Source organism: Paenibacillus montanisoli, assembly GCF_003268025.1.
In the GTDB taxonomy this organism is placed as follows: domain Bacteria; phylum Bacillota; class Bacilli; order Paenibacillales; family Paenibacillaceae; genus Paenibacillus_Z; species Paenibacillus_Z montanisoli.
Window position 1 is genome coordinate 449,137 of record NZ_QLUW01000001.1, and the last position, 19,536, is coordinate 468,672.

Genomic DNA, 19,536 nt, shown 5'->3' on the forward strand with positions numbered 1-19,536 from the left:
GGCTTGAATCGTTTTCAAGGCTGGTCGGCTGTGAGAACATGGAATTTTCCAAACCAAATGATGCACGATGCGTCGACTCGTACCGAATCGAAATCGATAAGCGGTTTTTCTTTTACTCGAAAATCAACAATCTATGGATAACAAAGCCCTTTTTTTTAGAAGTTTTGTGAAGAGATTTGATGATACAATAGAATTGGCAAGTAGAAGATAAGAGTAGTTTATGAGGATGAAAATTCACGAAACATTAGGTGGGTGGTGTTGAGAGATGAAGCCTCGCGGTCAGAAGACTTTTTCTGTTGAAGTAAGAACGATTTTGGAAGCGGTTTCCGACCGAATGGTCCCGGAAGATGAATGGCCATCGGCGACGAACGCAGGCGTACTGTCATACTTGGAGCGTCATGCCGACGAGGATCCCGGTACCTGGACGAATTTACTGGAGCCCGGTCTACTTGCGCTAAACGCAGAAGCGTCCGTTCATCATGGCCGGCCATTTGCCGAATTGTCGGCTGAAGAGAAAGACAATTTGTTGCATGATATCCAGCAAGACAAATATCGGGACTGGCCGGTTCCATCAAAGCCATTTTTCGAGGCTTTATTGAGCCTTGTCATCGAAGGCTACTATGGAAGTCCTGAGGCAGGAGGAAATCGCGGAGGCAAGTCGTGGGAGATGATCGGCTTTCGTCCTGGACCTTTACCGGGAATTAAGGCGCCAGTCGAGGAGATCGATCTGCCTCAGCGGTCATTTGACCAGCTTCGGGACCGGTATGACGTAGTCGTGATTGGAGCAGGGGCCGGTGGTTCGGTAGCTGCGGCTATTCTCGCTGAATCAGGGCTAGACGTACTCGTCATCGAGCGTGGAAGCTGGCTTCGCTATGGCGAGGTTGGCAGCGATCACCTTCGTAACCATCGATTAAGTAAATACGGTCATAACACTGGCCCATCGCTCGAAGGCAATTCCCGGACGATATTATTGCCAGGCGGAGTAGAGCGAATCACCGTACCTTTTGAAGGCGATTATCACAATAACGCAATGACTGTGGGCGGCGGAACAAGGGTTTACGGGGCGCAAGCATGGCGGTTTCATCCGGATGATTTTCGCATGGCAACACGCTATGGAATTCCGGACGGAAGCTCGCTGAGCGATTGGCCAATTCGTTATCAGGACCTCGAACCTTATTACGAGCGTGCCGAGTGGGAAGTCGGGGTCTCCGGTGACGGAAATGCCCACTCCGGACGCGGTATAAGAGAGCATACATATCCGATGCCGGCATTGGCAAGGACGAGGGAAGCGGAGCGCTTAGCCATGGCGGCGGCGAAGCTGGGATGGGAAGCGGGGCCGGTGCCTCTTCTAATCAATTCTGTGGAACGTGACGGCCGGCCAGCCTGCGGGCGATGCGGCCAGTGTGTCGGATTCGCCTGTCCAACCAACAGCAAGAATGGTGGACAAAACACGATGCTGGTGAGAGCCGTCTCTACCGGCAACTGCGACCTGATTTGCGACACCATCGTTGAGCGCATTGATACAGAGGGCGGAAGGCGTGCCACCGGGGTTCATCTTGTGCAGGAGAGAGAGGGCAGGCTCCAGCGCCGGCTGGTGAAGGCGGGGCATGTGGTGGTCGCCGCCGGAGCTATTGAAAGCGCGCGCCTCCTTCTTAACTCGGCAAGCGATTCAGAACCCAACGGGATCGGCAATCGGTACGGCCAAGTTGGAAGAAATCTTCAAGGTCATGTCTATGCCGGTGCATATGGCCTGTTTGATGAACCGATTCAGGACGGTCTTGGCCCGGGGGTGAGCATTGCCAGCTTCCGCTTTGAGCATAGCGGCGAAGCGGGGGTTATCGGGGGAGGTTTGCTGGCCAACGAATTCATCAGGCTGCCGCTCATTCACTGGTATCGCTGGCTTGCACCAGATGCTGCCCGATGGGGAATCGCCGGCAAGGAAACCATGCGCGAAACCTATCTTCGCTCAAGCCAGATTCAAGGTCCGATCCAAGAAATTCCGACCGCCGAGTCCAGAGTTCGGCTCTCGACCACGGTAAAAGATCGCTACGGCCTACCCGTTGCACAGCTCTCCGGAAGCGTCCACCCGGAGTCTCTTCGAGCCTCGGTTATGCTTGCGGAGCAAGCGGAGAAGTGGCTTTGGGCAGCCGGAGCACGCCAGGTTTGGCGGACAAAGGCCGGTAACGGGCTCAGTGGAGGTCAGCACCAAGCGGGAACGCTGCGCATGGGTAACGATCCATCGACGTCCGTCACCGATCCGATGGGCCGTGTACATGGTTATGAAAATCTTTGGGTGAGCGACGGCTCCGTGCATGTAACTAATGGCGGAGTTAACCCGGTGTTGACCATTATGGCTCTGGCTTTCCGCACAGCAGAGAACTTAGTGAAACAAGGATAAATTGCAAATGGGGCTGTCTTTGGGTGAAAGAAACCCAATAGACAGCCCCATTTTTTTCATAGGCGCCAATATTAATGGCCGCCAAGATATGCCGATTTAATCTTATCGCTTGCTTGAAGCTCTGCAGCGGTTCCCGAAAGTACCACTTTCCCTGTCTCGATGACATAAGCGCGGTTGGCAATGGATAAGGCCATATTCGCATTTTGCTCGACGAGCAGAACGGTCGTTCCGCTGCGGTTGATTTCCTCAATGATGTTGAAAATAGCCTTAACCAGGAGCGGCGCCAATCCCATTGAAGGCTCATCCAGCAGCAGCAGCTTCGGGCGCGCCATCATCGCGCGCCCCATTGCGAGCATCTGCTGTTCGCCGCCGGACAGCGTCCCGGACAGCTGTTTGCGCCGTTCGAGCAATCTTGGAAACAGCTCATATACTTTTTCAATATCTTCGCGAATGCCTTGCTTATCTTTTCTTAAATACGCACCGAGCTCCAGGTTCTCCTCGACGGACATGTTCGCAAATACGCGCCTGCCCTCCGGTACGTGAGAGATCCCGGCTTTCACGATATCTTGAACCGGCTTACCGGCGACGGATGCGCCTAGATACTGAATATCGCCTTTCTTCGGTTTCAAGAGCCCGGACAACGTCTTAAGCAATGTACTCTTACCTGCCCCGTTGGAACCGATCAAGGTTACGATCTCGCCCTCCGCAACGTCCAGCGAAACGCCTTTGAGCGCATGAATATTGCCGTAATAGACATCAATTTGGTCGACTTTAAGCATCGCCTTTCGAAACCTCCTCTCCCAAATAGGCTTCTATGACCCTCGGATGATTGCGAATTTCCTCAGGCGTCCCTTGTGCGATAAGCTGACCCTGATCCAGCACATACAGACGTTCGCAAATGCCCATAACCAACTTCATGTCATGTTCGATCAGCAGAACGGTCAGCTTGAACTCCTTGCGAATAAACGCGATAAGCTCCATTAGCTGCTGCGTCTCCTGCGGGTTCATGCCGGCTGCCGGCTCATCAAGCAGCAGCAGCCTTGGTCCTGCAGCAAGGGCACGGGCAATTTCGAGCCGCCGCTGCTGGCCATAAGGTAAATTTTTGGCGATTTCGTCTTTGTAGGACTCCAGACCAAAGATTCGGAGAAACTGAAGCGCCTTCTCCTCAATTTCCTTCTCCCCTGCAAAGTGCGATGGCAGCCGCAAAATCGAGCTTAGCATGGAATGCTTGGACAAGGAATGATACGCAACTTTTACGTTATCGAGTACGGTCAGTTCATTGAAGAGACGAATGTTCTGAAACGTACGGCTGATCCCTCTGCGCGTAATCTGGTAAGGGGCCAGACCGTTTATTCGCTTTCCGTCAAATAAAATCTCGCCTTCGGTTGGCACATAGACCCCCGTAAGCAAATTAAAGCTTGTCGTTTTGCCGGCGCCGTTCGGTCCGATTAATCCAATCAGCTCGCCTTGATTGATCGTCATGCTGAAGCCGGATACGGCTTTCAATCCGCCAAATCGAATGCCTGCGTCTTTGACCTCGAGCAAAGGTTTATTTGCCATGTAAACGGCCTCCTTTAACGCCTGTCCACTTGCTGAAGTAGGAGGTGATTTCGTTGGTGCCCATTAGGCCTTTCGGTCTGTAGAGCATGACAATGATGAGGACCACGCTGTAAATGATCATTCGCGTCTCCGGATAGCCCTGCAAATAGGTGGAAACGACGGTCATGAGGATGGCGGCAATGACAGCTCCCGATAAGCTTCCCAATCCTCCAAGAACGACGAAAATCAAAATATCAAACGATTTCAAAAACCCAAAGTTCGTCGGTTGGATGATGTAAAAGTTATGGGCATAAAGTCCGCCGCCAACCCCTGCAAAAAACGCTCCGAGTGCAAAAGCCGCAACCTTGTAATACGTCGTATCAATTCCCATTGCATCTGCGGCGATTTCATTCTCTCTAATGGAGATGCATGCGCGGCCATGCGTGGAATTCGTGAAGTTCATAATGACGATCAGCGTAATGAACAAGCAAATGAATGCAGAAGTCCAGCTCGTCAAATGCGGGACCTGCATCCCTGCGGCACCGCCGACATAGTCGATGTTGACAAATACAATTCGGATGATCTCGCCGAAGCCAAGCGTGGCAATCGCCAAATAATCGCCTTTGAGCCGCAAGCTTGGAATCCCTACCAGAAGGCCTGCAAAAGCAGCAACGACGCCGCCGGCAAACAGAGCGACGGGAAAAGGCAGATCCAGTTTGGTAAGAATCGCCGAAATATAGGCGCCAACGGCAAGAAAGCCTGCATGTCCAATCGAAAATTGGCCGGTAATCCCGATAACGAGATGTAAACTGACAGCCAAGATGATATTGATGACGATAAAGATCAGCGTATTGGAATAGTAGGGATTCAATAGACCTGTGCCGATTAACAGTTGACCTACCGCATAAATGACGACGGAAAGCGCAAGGAATACCCAAAACCCGTTTAACTTTTTCATTTTGCGCGTCACCTACACTTTCTCACGGCTGTTTTTGCCCAAGATGCCGGATGGTTTGAAGATGAGAATCAAGATGAGGATGATGAAAGCGGCAGCGTCCCGCCAATTCGAATAGCCAAGAGCGCTTACCAACGTTTCGACCAGTCCGAGAACCAAGCCTCCGATGGCCGCGCCCGGGATGATGCCGATACCGCCTAATACGGCGGCTACGAATGCTTTCAAGCCCGGAATCACGCCCATTAGCGGCTCAATCTTCGTATAGTAGATGCCGAAAATGACGCCCGCCGCTCCCGCGAGCGCCGAACCGATCGCAAACGTCGCCGAAATCGTACGATCCACATTGATCCCCATCAAACGTGCCGCTTCAACATCATGAGAAACCGCCCGCATTGCCTTGCCAACCTTCGTACGGCGCACGACAATCTGCAAGATGATCATTAAAACGACGGAGATCGATAGAATCAGAATCGATTGTACGCTAATGGTCGCACCCCATAAGTTGAAGCTTTTGGTCGGCAATGCACTCGGGAAAACTTCGAGCTGTGCCCCGCGGAAGTAGATGGTACCATATTCAATCAGCAGGGATACCCCGATTGCCGTAATGAGAGCCGCAATCCGGCTGGCGTTCCGCAACCGTTTGTAAGCAATTCTTTCAATGACTACGCCAAGGAGCGCGCAAACGGCCATCGCTAGAATGAGAGCGGGAATTATGCTGAGCCCCAAACCCGTGATGGCATAAAAGCCCACAAACGAGCCTATCATAAACACATCGCCGTGCGCGAAATTGATCAATCGAATGATCCCGTACACCATGGTATAGCCAAGCGCGATTAGCGCATAGATACTGCCAAGCGAGATCCCGTTAATGAGCTGCTGCAACCAATCCATTGTTGTCAATTCCCCCCTTGAAAAATGAAATGGGCGGGGAAGGCCCCCACCCATTTTCTGCTGTTATGGATTAACCTTTGTGTTAAAGACTTGTTTGCCGTCTTTATATTCCAGAACCGTTGCTGTTTTAATTGGGTTGTGCATCTCGTCGAATTTGAAAGTACCGGAGATAAGCGCCAAATCTTTCGTTTGCGCCATCGCATCTTTAATTTTCTCGCCGTCTGTCGAGCCAGCGCGCTTGATGCTGTCGGACAACAAGTAAATCGAGTCATAACCAAGGGCATTGAAAGCATCAGGCGATTTATCATTAAATTTGCCTTTAAACGCCGTTACGAATTTTTGGATCTTCTCATCCGGATCTCCGGAGGAGTAGTGGTTCGTAATGAACGTATTGTTAAGCGCATCGGCTCCCGCTAGCTCAACCAGCTTCGGCGAATCCCAGCCGTCTCCGCCCATGAATGGAACGGTAATGCCCATTTCGCGAGCTTGCTTGATGATGAGGCCTACTTCTTCGTAATAGCCCGGAATAAACACGAATTCCGGATTTGCCGCTTTGATGCGCGTTAACGTTGCGCGGAAGTCCGTATCTTTCGATGCGTAAGCTTCCTCAGCTACGATCGTGCCTCCGGCTGCCGCGAACGTCTCCTTAAAGGAAGTTGCGAGACCTTTCGCATAATCGTTCGCGCTATCCCCAAAAATCGCAGCCTTCTTGACGTTTAGCTTAGTAGCCGCAAAGTTGGCGGCCACGCTGCCTTGGAATGGGTCGATAAAGCAAGTACGGAAAATATAGTCTAGCACGCTGCCGTCCGTTCCTGTCAGATCCGTGCTCGTTCCCGACGGCGTCAACAGTACAGTTTTGTTGTCCGAAGCGATTTGAACCTGCGCTTTGGTATTTCCGCTAGTCGCTGCGCCAATAATGGCAGTTACTTTATCTTGGCTTGTCAACTTAATGGCAGCGTTGGTTGCCTCTGCAGCATCGGATTTATTGTCAATTTTAATCAATTCGATTTTCTTTCCGTCGACTCCGCCGTTTTTGTTGATTTCTTCGACGCCGAGGTCGATCCCTTCAGCAATCGATTGTCCGTACGAAGCAACCGCTCCGGACAACTCCAGGTTAACGCCGATTTTGATGACATCGCCGGTTCCTCCTGTGCCTTTAGCTCCGCAGCCAGATAGAAGGCCCGCTAATAATGTTGCACTAACAACCGAATAAGACAGCTTGCTAAGAATACTCTTCTTCATTTGTCTCCCCCAAAATGTAATAGTATAACTGTGTATTCGTTTTCAGACCTAGAAGTAATAGTATAATATAATAAAGTTGACATGATGTCTATATTCTATTTTAGACATATGCCGACATGAAACGTGGTATCTTTATCCAACCTCATAATTAAGGAAAAGGAGGATAAATAAAATTGACTATAACGATAAAAAAGTGCAAGTTTGATGATCTAAGCTCACTTCAGGAAATTGGTGTAGAAACATTTAATGAGACATTTAAAAATCAAAATTCGCCTGAAACTATGAAGGCCTACTTGGAAAGAGCATTTAGCTTAAAACAATTGGAAAAAGAATTATCAACGATCTCTTCGGAATTCTATTTTATCTATTCTAATGAGGAGATTGCCGGGTATTTAAAGGTAAACACCAATGATGCCCAATCCGAAAAAATGGGCAATGATTCGCTTGAGATCGAGAGGATCTACATAAAGAAAAGGTTTCATAAGCAGGGACTTGGTAAATATCTATTGAATAAGGCTTTAGATATCGCGAATGAACGGAATAAGGAGAAGATCTGGCTGGGGGTATGGGAAAAAAACGAGAGCGCAATTGCCTTTTATGAAAAAATGGGATTTGTTCAAACAGGAGCCCACTCGTTCTATATGGGGGATGAAGAACAAATCGATTTTATGATGACAAAAACGATCATCTAGTATTTCTGTGTAAACGAGGAGGAGAACACCATGTATATTCCATCCCATTTTCAAATGGCTGATATAAAAGTTGCTTACGACATGATTAAAGAGCATAGCTTTGCAACTCTAATTTCACAACAAAATGGAGTACCCTTTGCTACACATTTGCCATTAATTTTGGATGAGAAGAATGAATACTTATATGGGCATTTCGCACGTTCGAATCCTCAATGGAAGGAAATTAGCGATCAAACGGTCTTAGCCATTTTTCAAGGGCCGCATTGCTATATCTCTCCTTCATGGTATGAAACGGATAAGGCCGTTCCAACATGGAATTATGTGACGGTTCATGTATACGGCGAGGTCGAACTTATTGATAACGAAAAGGAGATAATGGATTCCTTGCATGAAATGGTGTTGAAGTATGAAGCCCCTGATAGTTCATACAAATTGCAACTTGTAGATGCAGACTATATCGCCGGGCTGAGCAAAGGAATCCAAGGCTTCAAAATAAAAATCAACAAGATAGAGGGAAAAGCAAAGTTAAGCCAAAACCATTCCGAACAAAGGCAAGCACTTGTCATTCATCAGCTGGAACGGATTCAGAATGGAGACGCGCAAAAGATTGCCGCTCTTATGCAAGCCAATTTGAAATCCGAATGAAGTCACCTTTGACGCGGACTTTTTTATTTTTCGGATCAAGTTTTGACAGAGATAAAAAATAAGCCAACGGGTGTTTGCCGTCTGGCTTATTTTAATAATATCCAATTAAAGAATAGTTATTTAAATATTCCGATCTACACTGTACTCAATGTTCTTCGGTTTCTTTGTTTCATTCACATATATATACCCAGCAATTTCAGCTGTTCTACCAATATATACGGTCCCAAGATACACGTCATAATAATCATACTGCACTACTGTAATATTATACCTATCATAGTCGATAGCGCCGTAATAATCACGTGAATTATAGGAGGATCCTTCTGGCGGCCCTGACCATACATCTGTTGTTGTGTAAGTTCTTGAAACTGTTCCGGAGACAGTAAGGTTTAATGAGGCTTTACAAGGTTTACGACATTAACATTATATGTCCCTGCTAGTTGTAGCGAACCAGAAACAGTAACGGCAGTTGATGCGGTATTAGTATGACCTCTTGCAACACTTACAATAAATTTCTGGTTATTAATTGGTCCTGTACTGCTTTGTACCATTGATAGTTTACCAATTGCATATTGTGTTTTTACATAGACGCGGCGATCACCAGCGTATGAATTAGGTTTCTCAGCTTTGCCAGCACGTAACGGGTCAACAAAAGTTACTGTTGCATCCGGATTAACACCAGTATCAATTGCATTATAGCCAGAAATCACTGCTCCTTCTGGTAAAGTATCGAGCAGAGCAGGAGGTACAGACGTATCCAGATCAGTTGTAGTACTGGCTGCTAAGTTAGGTCCAAAACTTCGCGCAGTGTTGGTAATGCCGTCAGCAGATGTAACAACAGAAGTCCCAGATATTATAGTTGCAGCGACTAAAATTGTGGAAATAGACTTCTTGAACTTCTTCAAAAATCCTCAATCCTTTCAATTATGTGTCTCATGTTGAATGTATATGACAGCTGGCCAGCATAAACGTGATGATCTTGGTGACAGACAAAGACAATTACTTCTCGATAACTAAAAGTATCGCCGTCGTTAGGTACCGGTTTCAAAATTGCAAGCAACATGTAATAAATTACCATAATCTCCAAAGGATGACCACTCCTGAAAATGGCCAAATTTATCTATAATTAACTAAAAATTGTAGATTATTGGTTCTGAGTGTATGATTTCTTTTACTATCTCGTCAGATCAATAGATTACTTATTTGACATTTTCACCTACTGGGGAAATAAACTGAACCAATCTCAACAATGGACAAGTAAATACGTTTTATATAAAGCCCCTAATGAAATAAATCTAACAGGAACGACAGATGTAAAAGGGCTTAATTGATTAGCCGAGATTCTTCATCGTAGGGAGTGTGTCGTCTCCGCTCCGGGGTTGTCGAATGAAATAGATGAGAATTGAAATTGCCTCATGCTACCGGCATACGCTAACGGTTGCCACGCACGTTATTAAGCCTCAAAAAGCCCTTTTGAAAGGCTAACGGTTCTCAGAAAGGCCATTCGGCGATTTGGGCAGCGAAATCTTCCGATTTGGTGCAAATAACCCCTCTGACGACCGTTAGATGTTAAGAAGGGCCATTATTGTGCAAATAAGCACTGGTGCATCCGTTAGAATATGCAGGCACTCTCTCATGTTACCGCGTACACGCTAACCATTTAGAAGTAGACAAGTCTGCCTGTGCGGTTTCCGCGGTTGCCTCAAAATGATTACAACAGGCTGTCAATTATATTGGCAGCCTGTTCAATAATGGATAAGATATTGGATTTTAGACCTGGTTGGAATCTACATAGTACTCTGTACTGTGAGGTTTTTTAACCCCGTTTACGTATGTTGTACCCCCATCTAGTGTTTCTGTGCCAAGATAAACGGTTCCCGCATATACATCGTAAACGTCATATTTTTTCACTACTACAGTATTATATTGATCATAATTGATAGCCCCATAATAATCGCGTGTTGTGAAGTTGCCGTCAGGTCCGTTATATACTCTAGTAGTTCCCCAAGTATATGAGTAGGATCCAGATACTTGATTGGTCATGGTCAAATTAATAACTTGTTTTATTTCTGCCGAAACAACACCAGAATATTGTACAGAACCCGTTACGGTCTTGGATTCGGTCAATTGTTTTTGTGAACCTTTTGCAACAGTAACCAAATGTACATCACTATTTCTAGGACCTACATTGAAAGCAGTGATAGTATTCGAAGCCACCTGATAGTAAGAAGATTTATATGCATATCGTTCAGTACCGAAAGGAACAGCTTGAGGTGTGTTATCAACAAAGTAAACTCGTGCGTTTAGATCTCCTTGGAGTATAGATAGTTTTTTCATAGATGCCTTCACTCTCCTAAGATTGGTTGTATTTACACGTAGTATAGTAATTGGTGTAATTATCTATGTCAACAATTGTAAATGAATATTTTGGTATTAATTGAAAACTTCATATAAAATTTAGGTCTGACTATCTTCACATTTCAGTTTGTGATTTACTTACTTGCCGCAAGGCAAATTTTCGTTCATTTGTGATTGTCACCTAGACGCCTTCGTTCATAACATATTGACAAAGGAAGGTGATAAGCACATGCGCGTAACCATTACGTTGGCATGCACGGAATGCGGTGACCGCAACTACATGACGACTAAAAATAAGAAAAACAATCCGGGGCGTCTGGAGCTTCGAAAATATTGTCCGTCCCATAAAAAGGTAACGCTTCACAGAGAGACAAGATCCTGACTAGCACATAAATGCAAGAAGATCCGCGGTTTCCGCGGATCTTTTTACATTTTACATCGTTTGTAGGATCCGCTTTATTTCGGACAAAAGAAACTGCTTTTCGGGTTCCGGCACTCCTTCGACCAATCTAGCCGCCATTACAGGCAGCTTCCACCTAACATGCTTTGCTCACCGTACTTTATAGTTTGTACATATTTTCCAATACTACCACGATTTAACTCTTCCCTCATTAAATTATAACTTGCATGTTCTGATACATAGCGTATCTAAATAAATTACCAGTAGAGCCTGGGAATTTGGTTCCTTCACTTATTCGAGAGTGAGGTGAGTCGAGAACTTTCGCACGTTACGCCTGAGATTTGTCTGAGTGAAGCGTAAACTATTTGAAGGAGAGATTATGTGACTCAATTAAAAGGACTGTGGAAGTATTCAATTACAAAGGTTGTACTAATCGGTATATTAGTAGTGGCTACGTTTGGAGTGACCAACGCCTTTGGAGAAGGTGACGACATCACCTATTATGCTTGCGTAAATAACACTTCCGGCACGATAAAAATGATAGATGAATCAAAGAGTTGCGGAAATAATGAAATTGGAATCGTGTGGAATGAAGTCGGGCCACAAGGGCCGTCTGGCCAGGTAGGCCCGGCTGGTCCAGAGGGTCCAGCAGGTCCGGCTGGCCAGGCGGGTCCAACAGGTCCGCAAGGTGAACCTGGAGCAAGAGGGGATAAAGGCGATCCAGGTGAACCCGGAGCAACAGGACCGCAAGGTCCTTCAGGTCCGGCAGGTTCAGCGGGTCCGCAAGGTCCTTCAGGACCGGCGGGTTCAGTGGGTTCAGAAGGTCCAGCAGGTCCGGCGGGTCCGGCAGGTTCAGAGGGTCCAACAGGTCCAGCAGGTCCAGTGGGACCAGAGGGTCCGGTAGGTCCAGCAGGTCCAGTGGGACCAGAGGGTCCAGCAGGCCCAGAAGGTCCGGCGGGTCCAACAGGACCGGCAGGTTCTGGTGGAGTGGATCCCTACGGTGACGGATTGGGCGGTGTATTGACAGTTCCACAAGGTACAACGTTAGATTTGACTACAACAGCAGGATATAACAGCCTTGGTGCGGGAAAAACATTGCAATTCACATCCATTCATATAGCCGGTATCTTAGCTGTCCCTAGCGGAACAACCCTAAGAGCGACAGGCGATGTGAATATAACCGGTCATATTTCGGTCGCGCCAGCAGCTGAAGATAATGGTAAAGGAGCCATTCATCCGGGTGTTTCCCTTGCGCCACCCTCTGTTTACGGAGGAATCGGTTTGGGAGTTCTTCAAGCCTCGCAATTGACGAATCCTCCAATTGCCGCCGGAGGCGCCGGAGCTGAAGTTTCTTATCGTTTTGGGGGCGAAGGCGGGGGTTCAATCGCGATCTATGCGAAAGGCAATTTCACTATAGCTCAGGGCGCAAGCATCCATGCAAACGGGAATAGCGGCATGAACTCTACTTCAAGCGGCGATACAGGCGGGGCCGGAGGAGGAGGAGGGGGAATTGTTATCGTTGCTGCCAAAGGAACCATGACAATTTCCGGTTCAATCCGCGCGAATGGTGGCAGTGGCTCGCCAGGCATTAATAATGTTGTCGGAGGTTTGGGGTCAGGTGGAGGAGGCGGAGGCGGAGGCGGTATTATTCATCTGATTACCGCAACAACGCCCGCCATCACGGGAAACTTGGAAGTACTAGGAGGAAGTGCTGGTATGTCTATATTTGAAGGCTCATCAACTAATAGCGGCGGCGGCGGCGGCGCTTCCGGCGGTAATGGAGGAGATGGCGGAAGCAGTGTCGGTGCTCAATATCTCAGTTCTCAATCCGGGCGCACTGGTTTGATTCTCCAAACGATCGTTTCCGCGCCGGAGAACTTACTCAAGTGAAAAATTGATTTCCACAATTCACTAACTGGAGACTACAGTTCATTAAACAAGGGAGCAGGTTGCCGCGGCAGCTGCTCCCTTGTTTCTGTTTTGAAAAAAAACACCAGAATTATCCTTAGTATTAGTCGTGGCTTTTTGATAGCATGAATATCAATTCATCATGAATTGCGGTGCATATATGAGATATCTGCAAGCTGTTTTCCTTATCCTACTTTTATTGGGATGTGAAGCTAAACAAATGACAATAGAAGATACAATATATCAATATTACGAAGCTATGCTTCAAGGTCAGATGGAGAAGTCTCAGGAACTTCTTGATTGGGACAATAAAGAAGCTAGCCTTATTGATTATTATGCAAATATAAGGAAATTACATAAGGAATATCATCTAGTCTCACTTGAAGACCTTGAAATCATGACCCTTTTTGAGAAGGATGGAATAGGTAATGCGGATGTGAAAATGACCTATTTGGATAAGAATGGCATAGAAAGAATTGAAATCAACAAAGTTAATTTTCGCGTTGATTCTAAGGATACCTGGAAAATAACATCAATCAAAATAGAATAAATACGATGGTACGGCTGAGTGTGCTTTCGCCTACTAGAGGAGTGTATAGTTTGATAGAAATTCATAACCAAACAAAGACGAGCAAAGAGAGTATTGAAGCATTTCAAAACAAATATAGATTAAAGCTTCCTGCCGATTATTCTATGTTCTTATTGGACACAAACGGCGGCGATCCTGAGCCGAATTTTTTGGAAATGGATAAAAAGAGCGAGCTTGATATGATATTCACTTCCATCGATTCTTTTTTTGGATTCGGATTAGGATATGACGATATGTTCAATCAGTTTGAGATTCATAGAGAAGCATTACCCCATGACTCACTTCCTATTTGTAGAGCAGCAGGTGGCAATTTGATTGTTTTATCGCTTTCTGCTGAGCATTATGGCGAAATATTTTTTTGGGATCACGAAATTGCGCCAGAGGATCGAGCCGAGATAAATGATTTACAGTTCATCGCCGATTCGTTTAGTGAATTTTTGGATCGTATGCAGCCAGATACCGATGAAGCAGATCTTTCTGGTTATGAAATTAAAGAAGTGTGGATCCATCCTGATTTTCATAAGTTGATTAATGGCGATTAGCAACAAATAGAAACGCGCATGCGTCCAAAAGAAAAACGAACATATCGGAGTGAACAGGTTGGGTAAATTTGTGATCATGATCTCCACCATTGTCTGTTTGTTGACGGGATGCTCAGAACATGTAAAGCCTGACGTGAACAACGTGGCAAACAAACCAGCTGTTGATTCGCATGCGGAAGTCGCAGAAGGTGATTTTGTCTATCGCCTCGTGTCCGAAAAATCGGCATACGCCGAAGGCGAGAAAGTGGAAGTCTATGCCGAGCTGGAATACGTCGGAGATCAGCCGGAAATCAAAATCGCCCACGCTGCTTCGCCGTTCTCTTTTCCGATGAAAGAGCAAACAAGAGGCTACGATCTCCTCTATATGATGGATCAGCCTCTTATCGTTTCCGTTTTAAAAAAGGGAGAGCCTCTGAGGGAGCCTTTTAAGGGGGCGGGCGGATACGGATCGCAAGATCCGAAGGATTATGTTGATTTCATGAAAAGCGTGGCGGAGGCAACCCAAAAAGGTACGCTGCCTTGGGGGGATTACCGCGTGTTTGGCTCGGCTGATTTCGAACCGATATCCGGCTCGGAGGAAAATCAAGATAACGATCGCCTTAGCTTAAAAGCGGAGATCGGGTTTATCGTGGAAAAACCTAAACTTATGGACAAGGCCAATCCGATTCTACATGAGGAAACAGTTGGGGAATTAAAGTATGAAATTAGGCTAAGTAAAGATCATTTTGAAATGAATGAAGAAATCGTAGTCGATGCGAAAGTTACAAACCTTGGGAAAGAACCGCTAACTTACGTTGTAGGAAGCTCCAGTTGCCCCACGCACATAAATGTACGCATTATCAATCAAGAATCGAAGAAATACTTAGCTTTTAAACCAGTTGATCAAGCTTGCACGGATGATATTTCCAACTCCCAATTAGAGCCATCGCAAACCATTGCACAAACGTTCAAATTCGTTCCGAAGTTTTATGGGAAATCTGATCTGGAGCCTGCGCTTCCTGGCACATACGATGTGGTCGTCTCGCTGCCACCAGCAGGCATCGAAATTACGGAAGATTATCAATCAAAACCAATAAATGAACGACCGAAGGCGAAAGTGTCGATTATCCTCCACTAACCTATTTGCTAATGACACGCGCTAGCTCACTTAATACTGTATTGTTCCGATTCGTAGGATGGCGGCTCAATTAGTGCTTCGGGTTGTATATTGTATAACGAGAAGGTGCAGGGGTATCCCTGCACCTTCTCTGCATGAAGCCGCATATGTTCGTATGAATTGCCTATATAAGGGCTACAATCGTCCCTTTGGAAATTATTAATAATTGCTTTATTTCTGAAACATAAAGTAAACAAAAAACTTAAAAATTTTGTAATTATTTTCTCTTATACTAAGTCTTAACTATTTCAGAACCAGTAAGAGACGGCTACCTTATTAAAGTGCATCGGATGTGTTTTAGGTGATTTTTCGGGATTTGGTTTTAAACTTTTGTTGGGTTACGATCTTTATGTTTTTTTTCGGTAATTTACTTTTGAACGAGAAATTGAAGAGCACGCGGAGTTATAAATGGAAGGTGGGGCTGTTTCACGGCTTGCTGGGAGTCGTATTAATGTATACCGGGTTTCACTTGAACAACAACTTGATATTCGATCTTAGACCAATCGCGATATTGGTCTCCTCTTTATTCGGAGGGCCATTAGCGGTCATCATTACCTCAATAGTGATCTTATTAAGTCGGATGTTGTTATGGCCTACCGCTCAAGTCATGATACATGTGACAGCCGTTACGGCCATTATAGCAGTAATCAGTATATTAACACGGCGATATATTAATCATTATTGGATACAGTGGACGGTTTCAATTACAGGAACGAATATCATTATAATGATTTACTTTTTTGGATTTAAGCATCTATCTCTAAACTCGATCCTTTTGCCTTATTTTGCGGCATACGAAATATGCGGCATGTATATCGCGGTCAAAATGTACTTTTTCGTAAAGTCTCAGCATTTAAGACAGCAATTTGACGCGCTGCAGCGGGACTTGCTGGAGATCCTTCATTCTCAGGCGGGGTTTACGTTTAAACTAAAAAAAGATAAAGATCAAGCCAAATGCGTGATAGCGGGAGGTAAACTTCTGCAAGACATTGGGATCGCTCCTGAAGAACTCATAGGCAGTACGCTCGAGACCAATGCAGCGCTCCCAAAACGGCTTAGCGGATTTTTGCAGGTAAATCATAGAGAGGCATGGCAAGGTAATCCTGTGTCTTACGAGGCTAATTTCGCCGGTCATACGGTTCTTCTCTCACTGAAGCCGATTTTTAATGGAAGGGAAGTAGACGCTGTCATTGGTTCTGCCATAGACATTACAGAGCGCAAGCAGTCGGAGAAGCAGCTCGCTGAAAGCGAGGAGCTGTATCGCTCCTTGGTTGAAAGTTCACAAGATCTCATCTTTCGTTTTCAAACGGACGGGACCATAACTTCCCTTAATCAAACAGCCCGCGAGGTATTCGATCTAAGGGCTGATTGCATGGTCCGTGTACAATTGCAGGATCTTTTGCCGCCCGGAGACCACGCGCTTGTCTGCAACTATCATTTCTCAAAAGCCGTTCGAGATGGAACGCCCCAACGATTTGATTGCAGCTTTACATTGAATGACCAGCAATACGAGTACGATGTGATGTTCAGTCCGAATTATGTAGATCAAATCTTAGCCGGCATAACGGGAACGATGCATGACATTGCCGATATTAAGAAGAGGAAAGAAGCAGATGAAGCGAACAAGGCAAAGAGTGAGTTTCTAGCTCGGATGAGCCACGAGATTCGCACGCCGATCAGCGGCATAATCGGTCTGTCCGAGCTGTTGCTGCGAACGGAACTATCTCCAATTCAAATGGATTACTTACAAAAAATAATAACTTCATCACGCACCTTGCTTGGGATCATTAACGATGTCTTGGATTTTTCGCAAATAGAGTCCGGAAAAATCGACCTTGAGATGGCTGAGGTTAATATCCACGAAATGATACAGCAGTTATCGGACATGTTAAGTGCGCTTATTGGATATAAGCAGCTTAAATTCATCATCGATACTTCGGCCGATATTCCAGACGCGTTGTTTGCCGATTCCATGCGAATTGAGCAGATATTAATCAACTTGTTCAATAATGCGATCAAATTCACAGACAACGGCTACATTTACGTCAAAGTAGAGCCTGTCCATGTCGATGAAGACTCGATCCATATTGAGTTCTCGGTAGAGGATACGGGAATCGGCATGACGGACGAAGAGATGAGCAAGCTCTTTAAGCCTTTTACCCAATTAGGCTATGCCAGAGACCTTAAATACGGTGGTTCCGGACTTGGTTTATCGATTTGCAAATACTTTGTAGAGTTAATGGGCGGAACGATCAGCGTGCAGAGCGAGGCCGGGAAAGGCAGCAAGTTCTCCTTTGTTTTACCGTTTGAATTCTTTCCAGAAGCGGATCCGAAACGGGAGGACTATACTGATTTTTCGGCAATGAAAGTATTGGTGATAGAAGAAAGCCCGCTCGTTAGAAAAGGATTATGCTCCATGCTGGAGACGCTGAATTTTCAAGTGGAAAGCTGTTCGGACTATAAACAAGTCGAATTATCGACAAAGCAATACGATCTAATTTTGGCTGATTTATGCGCGGAAGAAATGACTGACGTCCAGGATTGGCTGCAATTGAAACTTCAGGCATCCGCACGGAATATGCCGATTGTCGTCATAGGCACGCCGATGATCAGGGACGAAATGATTAGAGTGCTTCCGTCGCATGCGCAGCCTGATGCTTTACTCTTAATGCCGGTCAATCGTGTTGGTTTATATCGAGCGTTAAAGTCACTATTCGGGAATCGTGATCCGGTCGAAGATGTTCCATTCGTAAAAGAAGAAGAAGAGCCTGTTGGGCGGGGGGTTGAAATCCTGCTTGCGGAAGATAATCGGATTAATCAGCTCATTATGACCGAGATGCTGAATATGTACGGTTATTCGGTCACGGTTGCGAATAATGGATTGGAGGTCCTGGAGCACCTCAAACATAACCATTTTGATCTGGTGCTGATGGATATTCATATGCCTGAGATGGATGGTATCGTAACAACGATGAGGCTGCGAGAGAATCCTAGCTTGGCTGGCCTCCCGATCATCACTTTAACGGCAGGAGTAGTGAAGGAAGATCATGAATTATACTACCGGGTCGGGATGACCGATGTCTTAACGAAGCCGGTAGAATTCGATCGTATCGTCGAACTCATTAATCAGTATGTCAAACCTAAGAGGGCCATAGCAGGGATTGATACGGAAGCTATTTTGCGGAGTGTAGACGGGAAAGAACATATTCTGATTCATATTTTGAACATGTTTCAACAGGACTATAGTCATTTCATAGAAGAGCTGCAAGAAACGATGTTTAGGCGTGATTGGCTGCAAGCTCAACAAATGCTTCATATGCTTAAAGGTGCAGCGGGACATTTGTCGGCAACCGGTTTGCTGGAAGCGGCGACTGATCTGGAGAAGGCGCTTAAAGCCGAAGAAGAGTACGATGCTCCTTTTATACGATTGAATAATGAAATACGAACAATCTTGCATTCGCTGAAGCAGCATGAATCTAAGTTTAAGGACAATGGAGCGGATGGTCATGAATGTTTTACTGATTGAAGACGAAACCGTATTGCGGGACATGATTGCCATGTACTTAACGGAAGAAGGGCATTCCGTTCAAAGAGTGATTAGCGGCATGGAGGGAATACAGGCCATTAGGAAGAGCGATCCGGATATCGCGATTATCGATTGTCTATTGCCTGATATCAATGGGATCGAGCTGTGCAAGGAAATTCGCCAATTTTCGTTTCTGCCCATCATAATGATCTCGATGAATACGGACGTATCCAACCGTATAGAAGCGCTGCTAAACGGGGTTAATGACTATTTGTGCAAACCGTTCAGCATGAAAGAATTGTCTGCCAGGATGATCGCGCAGTTGCGGGCGGCACAGGAGGGTGCTTCGCATTACCAAAATCGGCAATCGGAGACTGTCGATGATTTCATCAGCGTCGATCGATATTTTCGCACGATACGAATGAATGGGCATGTTATTGAAACGACGTTTACGGAGTTTGAAATTATGCAATTGTTTAATCGTTATCCCGGCAGAGTGTTCAGCAGAGAGGAGATTATCACGTATTTGCGCGGGAGCCATACGCTTGTGAGCGAGCGTTCGATCGATGTCCATGTGACGAAGCTAAGAAACAAGATTGAGAAGGACCCGAAAAATCCCAAGTTTATTAAGACGGTTTGGGGGATTGGGTACAAATATTCCAATAAGTAAGTTGTAAAAAAATAACAGGGAGCAG

General features: G+C 45.9%; 17 protein-coding genes. 10 read left to right on the top strand and 7 right to left on the bottom strand.

Annotation, left to right across the window (positions count from 1 at the left end; translation table 11 throughout):
* Window positions 1–265: 265 nt before the first annotated feature.
* Complete coding sequence (locus tag DL346_RS29710) at window positions 266–2,398, top strand: GMC family oxidoreductase (RefSeq protein WP_112880431.1); 2,133 nt, start codon at window positions 266–268, stop codon at window positions 2,396–2,398.
* Between the two features lie 71 nt (window positions 2,399–2,469).
* Here DL346_RS29710 and DL346_RS02080 read toward each other — a convergent pair whose 3' ends face one another.
* The 5 genes from DL346_RS02080 to DL346_RS02100 all read right to left on the bottom strand — a co-directional run bounded on the left by DL346_RS02080 (window position 2,470) and on the right by DL346_RS02100 (window position 7,025).
* Window positions 2,470–3,177, bottom strand: a complete 708-nt coding sequence (locus DL346_RS02080; RefSeq protein WP_112880432.1) for an ABC transporter ATP-binding protein — start codon at window positions 3,175–3,177, stop codon at window positions 2,470–2,472.
* Window positions 3,170–3,958 carry an ABC transporter ATP-binding protein gene (locus tag DL346_RS02085; protein WP_112880433.1) on the bottom strand — a complete coding sequence of 263 codons (789 nt, stop codon included), beginning with the start codon at window positions 3,956–3,958 and terminating at the stop codon, window positions 3,170–3,172. Before DL346_RS02085 ends, DL346_RS02080 begins: the two co-directional genes overlap by 8 nt.
* Complete coding sequence (locus tag DL346_RS02090) at window positions 3,948–4,895, bottom strand: branched-chain amino acid ABC transporter permease (RefSeq protein WP_112881732.1); 948 nt, start codon at window positions 4,893–4,895, stop codon at window positions 3,948–3,950. The genes DL346_RS02085 and DL346_RS02090 overlap by 11 nt, the downstream gene beginning before the upstream one ends.
* A gap of 12 nt (window positions 4,896–4,907) precedes the next feature.
* Entirely contained in the window at window positions 4,908–5,783 is an 876-nt protein-coding gene (locus DL346_RS02095) for a branched-chain amino acid ABC transporter permease (protein ID WP_112880434.1), read from the bottom strand.
* A gap of 63 nt (window positions 5,784–5,846) precedes the next feature.
* Window positions 5,847–7,025, bottom strand: coding sequence for an ABC transporter substrate-binding protein (locus DL346_RS02100; protein WP_112880435.1), 1,179 nt, complete (start codon window positions 7,023–7,025; stop codon window positions 5,847–5,849).
* Window positions 7,026–7,198: 173 nt separating this feature from the next.
* On the opposite strand from DL346_RS02100, the gene paiA reads away from it, so the two are divergent.
* Both paiA and DL346_RS02110 read left to right on the top strand, forming a co-directional pair.
* The gene (gene paiA / locus DL346_RS02105; RefSeq protein ID WP_112880436.1) at window positions 7,199–7,717 is read left to right on the top strand and encodes a spermidine/spermine N(1)-acetyltransferase; all 519 of its coding nucleotides are present in this window, start codon (window positions 7,199–7,201) and stop codon (window positions 7,715–7,717) included.
* Window positions 7,718–7,747: 30 nt separating this feature from the next.
* On the top strand, window positions 7,748–8,362 hold the full coding sequence (locus DL346_RS02110) for an FMN-binding negative transcriptional regulator (RefSeq protein WP_112880437.1): 615 nt from the start codon (window positions 7,748–7,750) through the stop codon (window positions 8,360–8,362).
* Between the two features lie 389 nt (window positions 8,363–8,751).
* Here the strand turns inward: DL346_RS02110 and DL346_RS28745 are convergent, their stop codons facing one another.
* Entirely contained in the window at window positions 8,752–9,267 is a 516-nt protein-coding gene (locus DL346_RS28745; protein ID WP_133257470.1) for a hypothetical protein, read from the bottom strand.
* A gap of 865 nt (window positions 9,268–10,132) precedes the next feature.
* Window positions 10,133–10,699: a hypothetical protein gene (locus DL346_RS02120; RefSeq protein WP_112880439.1), complete on the bottom strand. Its 567-nt coding sequence runs from the start codon at window positions 10,697–10,699 to the stop codon at window positions 10,133–10,135.
* A 250-nt stretch (window positions 10,700–10,949) separates the two neighbouring features.
* Between DL346_RS02120 and rpmG the strand changes: the two genes are divergently transcribed.
* The 7 genes from rpmG to DL346_RS02160 all read left to right on the top strand — a co-directional run bounded on the left by rpmG (window position 10,950) and on the right by DL346_RS02160 (window position 19,511).
* Window positions 10,950–11,102 carry a 50S ribosomal protein L33 gene (gene rpmG, locus DL346_RS02125; RefSeq protein WP_112880440.1) on the top strand — a complete coding sequence of 51 codons (153 nt, stop codon included), beginning with the start codon at window positions 10,950–10,952 and terminating at the stop codon, window positions 11,100–11,102.
* 1,005 nt (window positions 11,103–12,107) lie between these two features.
* Window positions 12,108–13,010, top strand: coding sequence for a hypothetical protein (locus tag DL346_RS28910; RefSeq protein ID WP_165822339.1), 903 nt, complete (start codon window positions 12,108–12,110; stop codon window positions 13,008–13,010).
* 238 nt (window positions 13,011–13,248) lie between these two features.
* Entirely contained in the window at window positions 13,249–13,578 is a 330-nt protein-coding gene (locus tag DL346_RS02140) for a hypothetical protein (protein ID WP_112880442.1), read from the top strand.
* Between the two features lie 50 nt (window positions 13,579–13,628).
* Window positions 13,629–14,159 (top strand): SMI1/KNR4 family protein, encoded by a 531-nt coding sequence (locus tag DL346_RS02145; protein WP_165822340.1) that lies wholly within the window; start codon window positions 13,629–13,631, stop codon window positions 14,157–14,159.
* A gap of 58 nt (window positions 14,160–14,217) precedes the next feature.
* On the top strand, window positions 14,218–15,276 hold the full coding sequence (locus DL346_RS02150) for a hypothetical protein (RefSeq protein WP_112880444.1): 1,059 nt from the start codon (window positions 14,218–14,220) through the stop codon (window positions 15,274–15,276).
* Between the two features lie 388 nt (window positions 15,277–15,664).
* Entirely contained in the window at window positions 15,665–18,841 is a 3,177-nt protein-coding gene (locus DL346_RS02155; RefSeq protein WP_240633088.1) for a response regulator, read from the top strand.
* Entirely contained in the window at window positions 18,822–19,511 is a 690-nt protein-coding gene (locus DL346_RS02160) for a response regulator transcription factor (protein WP_112880446.1), read from the top strand. The genes DL346_RS02155 and DL346_RS02160 overlap by 20 nt, the downstream gene beginning before the upstream one ends.
* Window positions 19,512–19,536 lie beyond the last annotated feature (25 nt).

Excerpts from the sequence above, each read along its gene's own strand:
- DL346_RS29710 (WP_112880431.1), top strand. The coding sequence starts at position 266 with ATGAAGCCTCGCGGTCAGAAGACTTTTTCTGTTGAAGTAAGAACGATT.
- DL346_RS02080 (WP_112880432.1), bottom strand. The coding sequence starts at position 3,177 with ATGCTTAAAGTCGACCAAATTGATGTCTATTACGGCAATATTCATGCG.
- DL346_RS02085 (WP_112880433.1), bottom strand. The coding sequence starts at position 3,958 with ATGGCAAATAAACCTTTGCTCGAGGTCAAAGACGCAGGCATTCGATTT.
- DL346_RS02090 (WP_112881732.1), bottom strand. The coding sequence starts at position 4,895 with ATGAAAAAGTTAAACGGGTTTTGGGTATTCCTTGCGCTTTCCGTCGTC.
- DL346_RS02095 (WP_112880434.1), bottom strand. The coding sequence starts at position 5,783 with ATGGATTGGTTGCAGCAGCTCATTAACGGGATCTCGCTTGGCAGTATC.
- DL346_RS02100 (WP_112880435.1), bottom strand. The coding sequence starts at position 7,025 with ATGAAGAAGAGTATTCTTAGCAAGCTGTCTTATTCGGTTGTTAGTGCA.
- DL346_RS02110 (WP_112880437.1), top strand. The coding sequence starts at position 7,748 with ATGTATATTCCATCCCATTTTCAAATGGCTGATATAAAAGTTGCTTAC.
- DL346_RS02120 (WP_112880439.1), bottom strand. The coding sequence starts at position 10,699 with ATGAAAAAACTATCTATACTCCAAGGAGATCTAAACGCACGAGTTTAC.
- rpmG (WP_112880440.1), top strand. The coding sequence starts at position 10,950 with ATGCGCGTAACCATTACGTTGGCATGCACGGAATGCGGTGACCGCAAC.
- DL346_RS02140 (WP_112880442.1), top strand. The coding sequence starts at position 13,249 with ATGACAATAGAAGATACAATATATCAATATTACGAAGCTATGCTTCAA.
- DL346_RS02155 (WP_240633088.1), top strand. The coding sequence starts at position 15,665 with ATGTTTTTTTTCGGTAATTTACTTTTGAACGAGAAATTGAAGAGCACG.
- DL346_RS02160 (WP_112880446.1), top strand. The coding sequence starts at position 18,822 with ATGAATGTTTTACTGATTGAAGACGAAACCGTATTGCGGGACATGATT.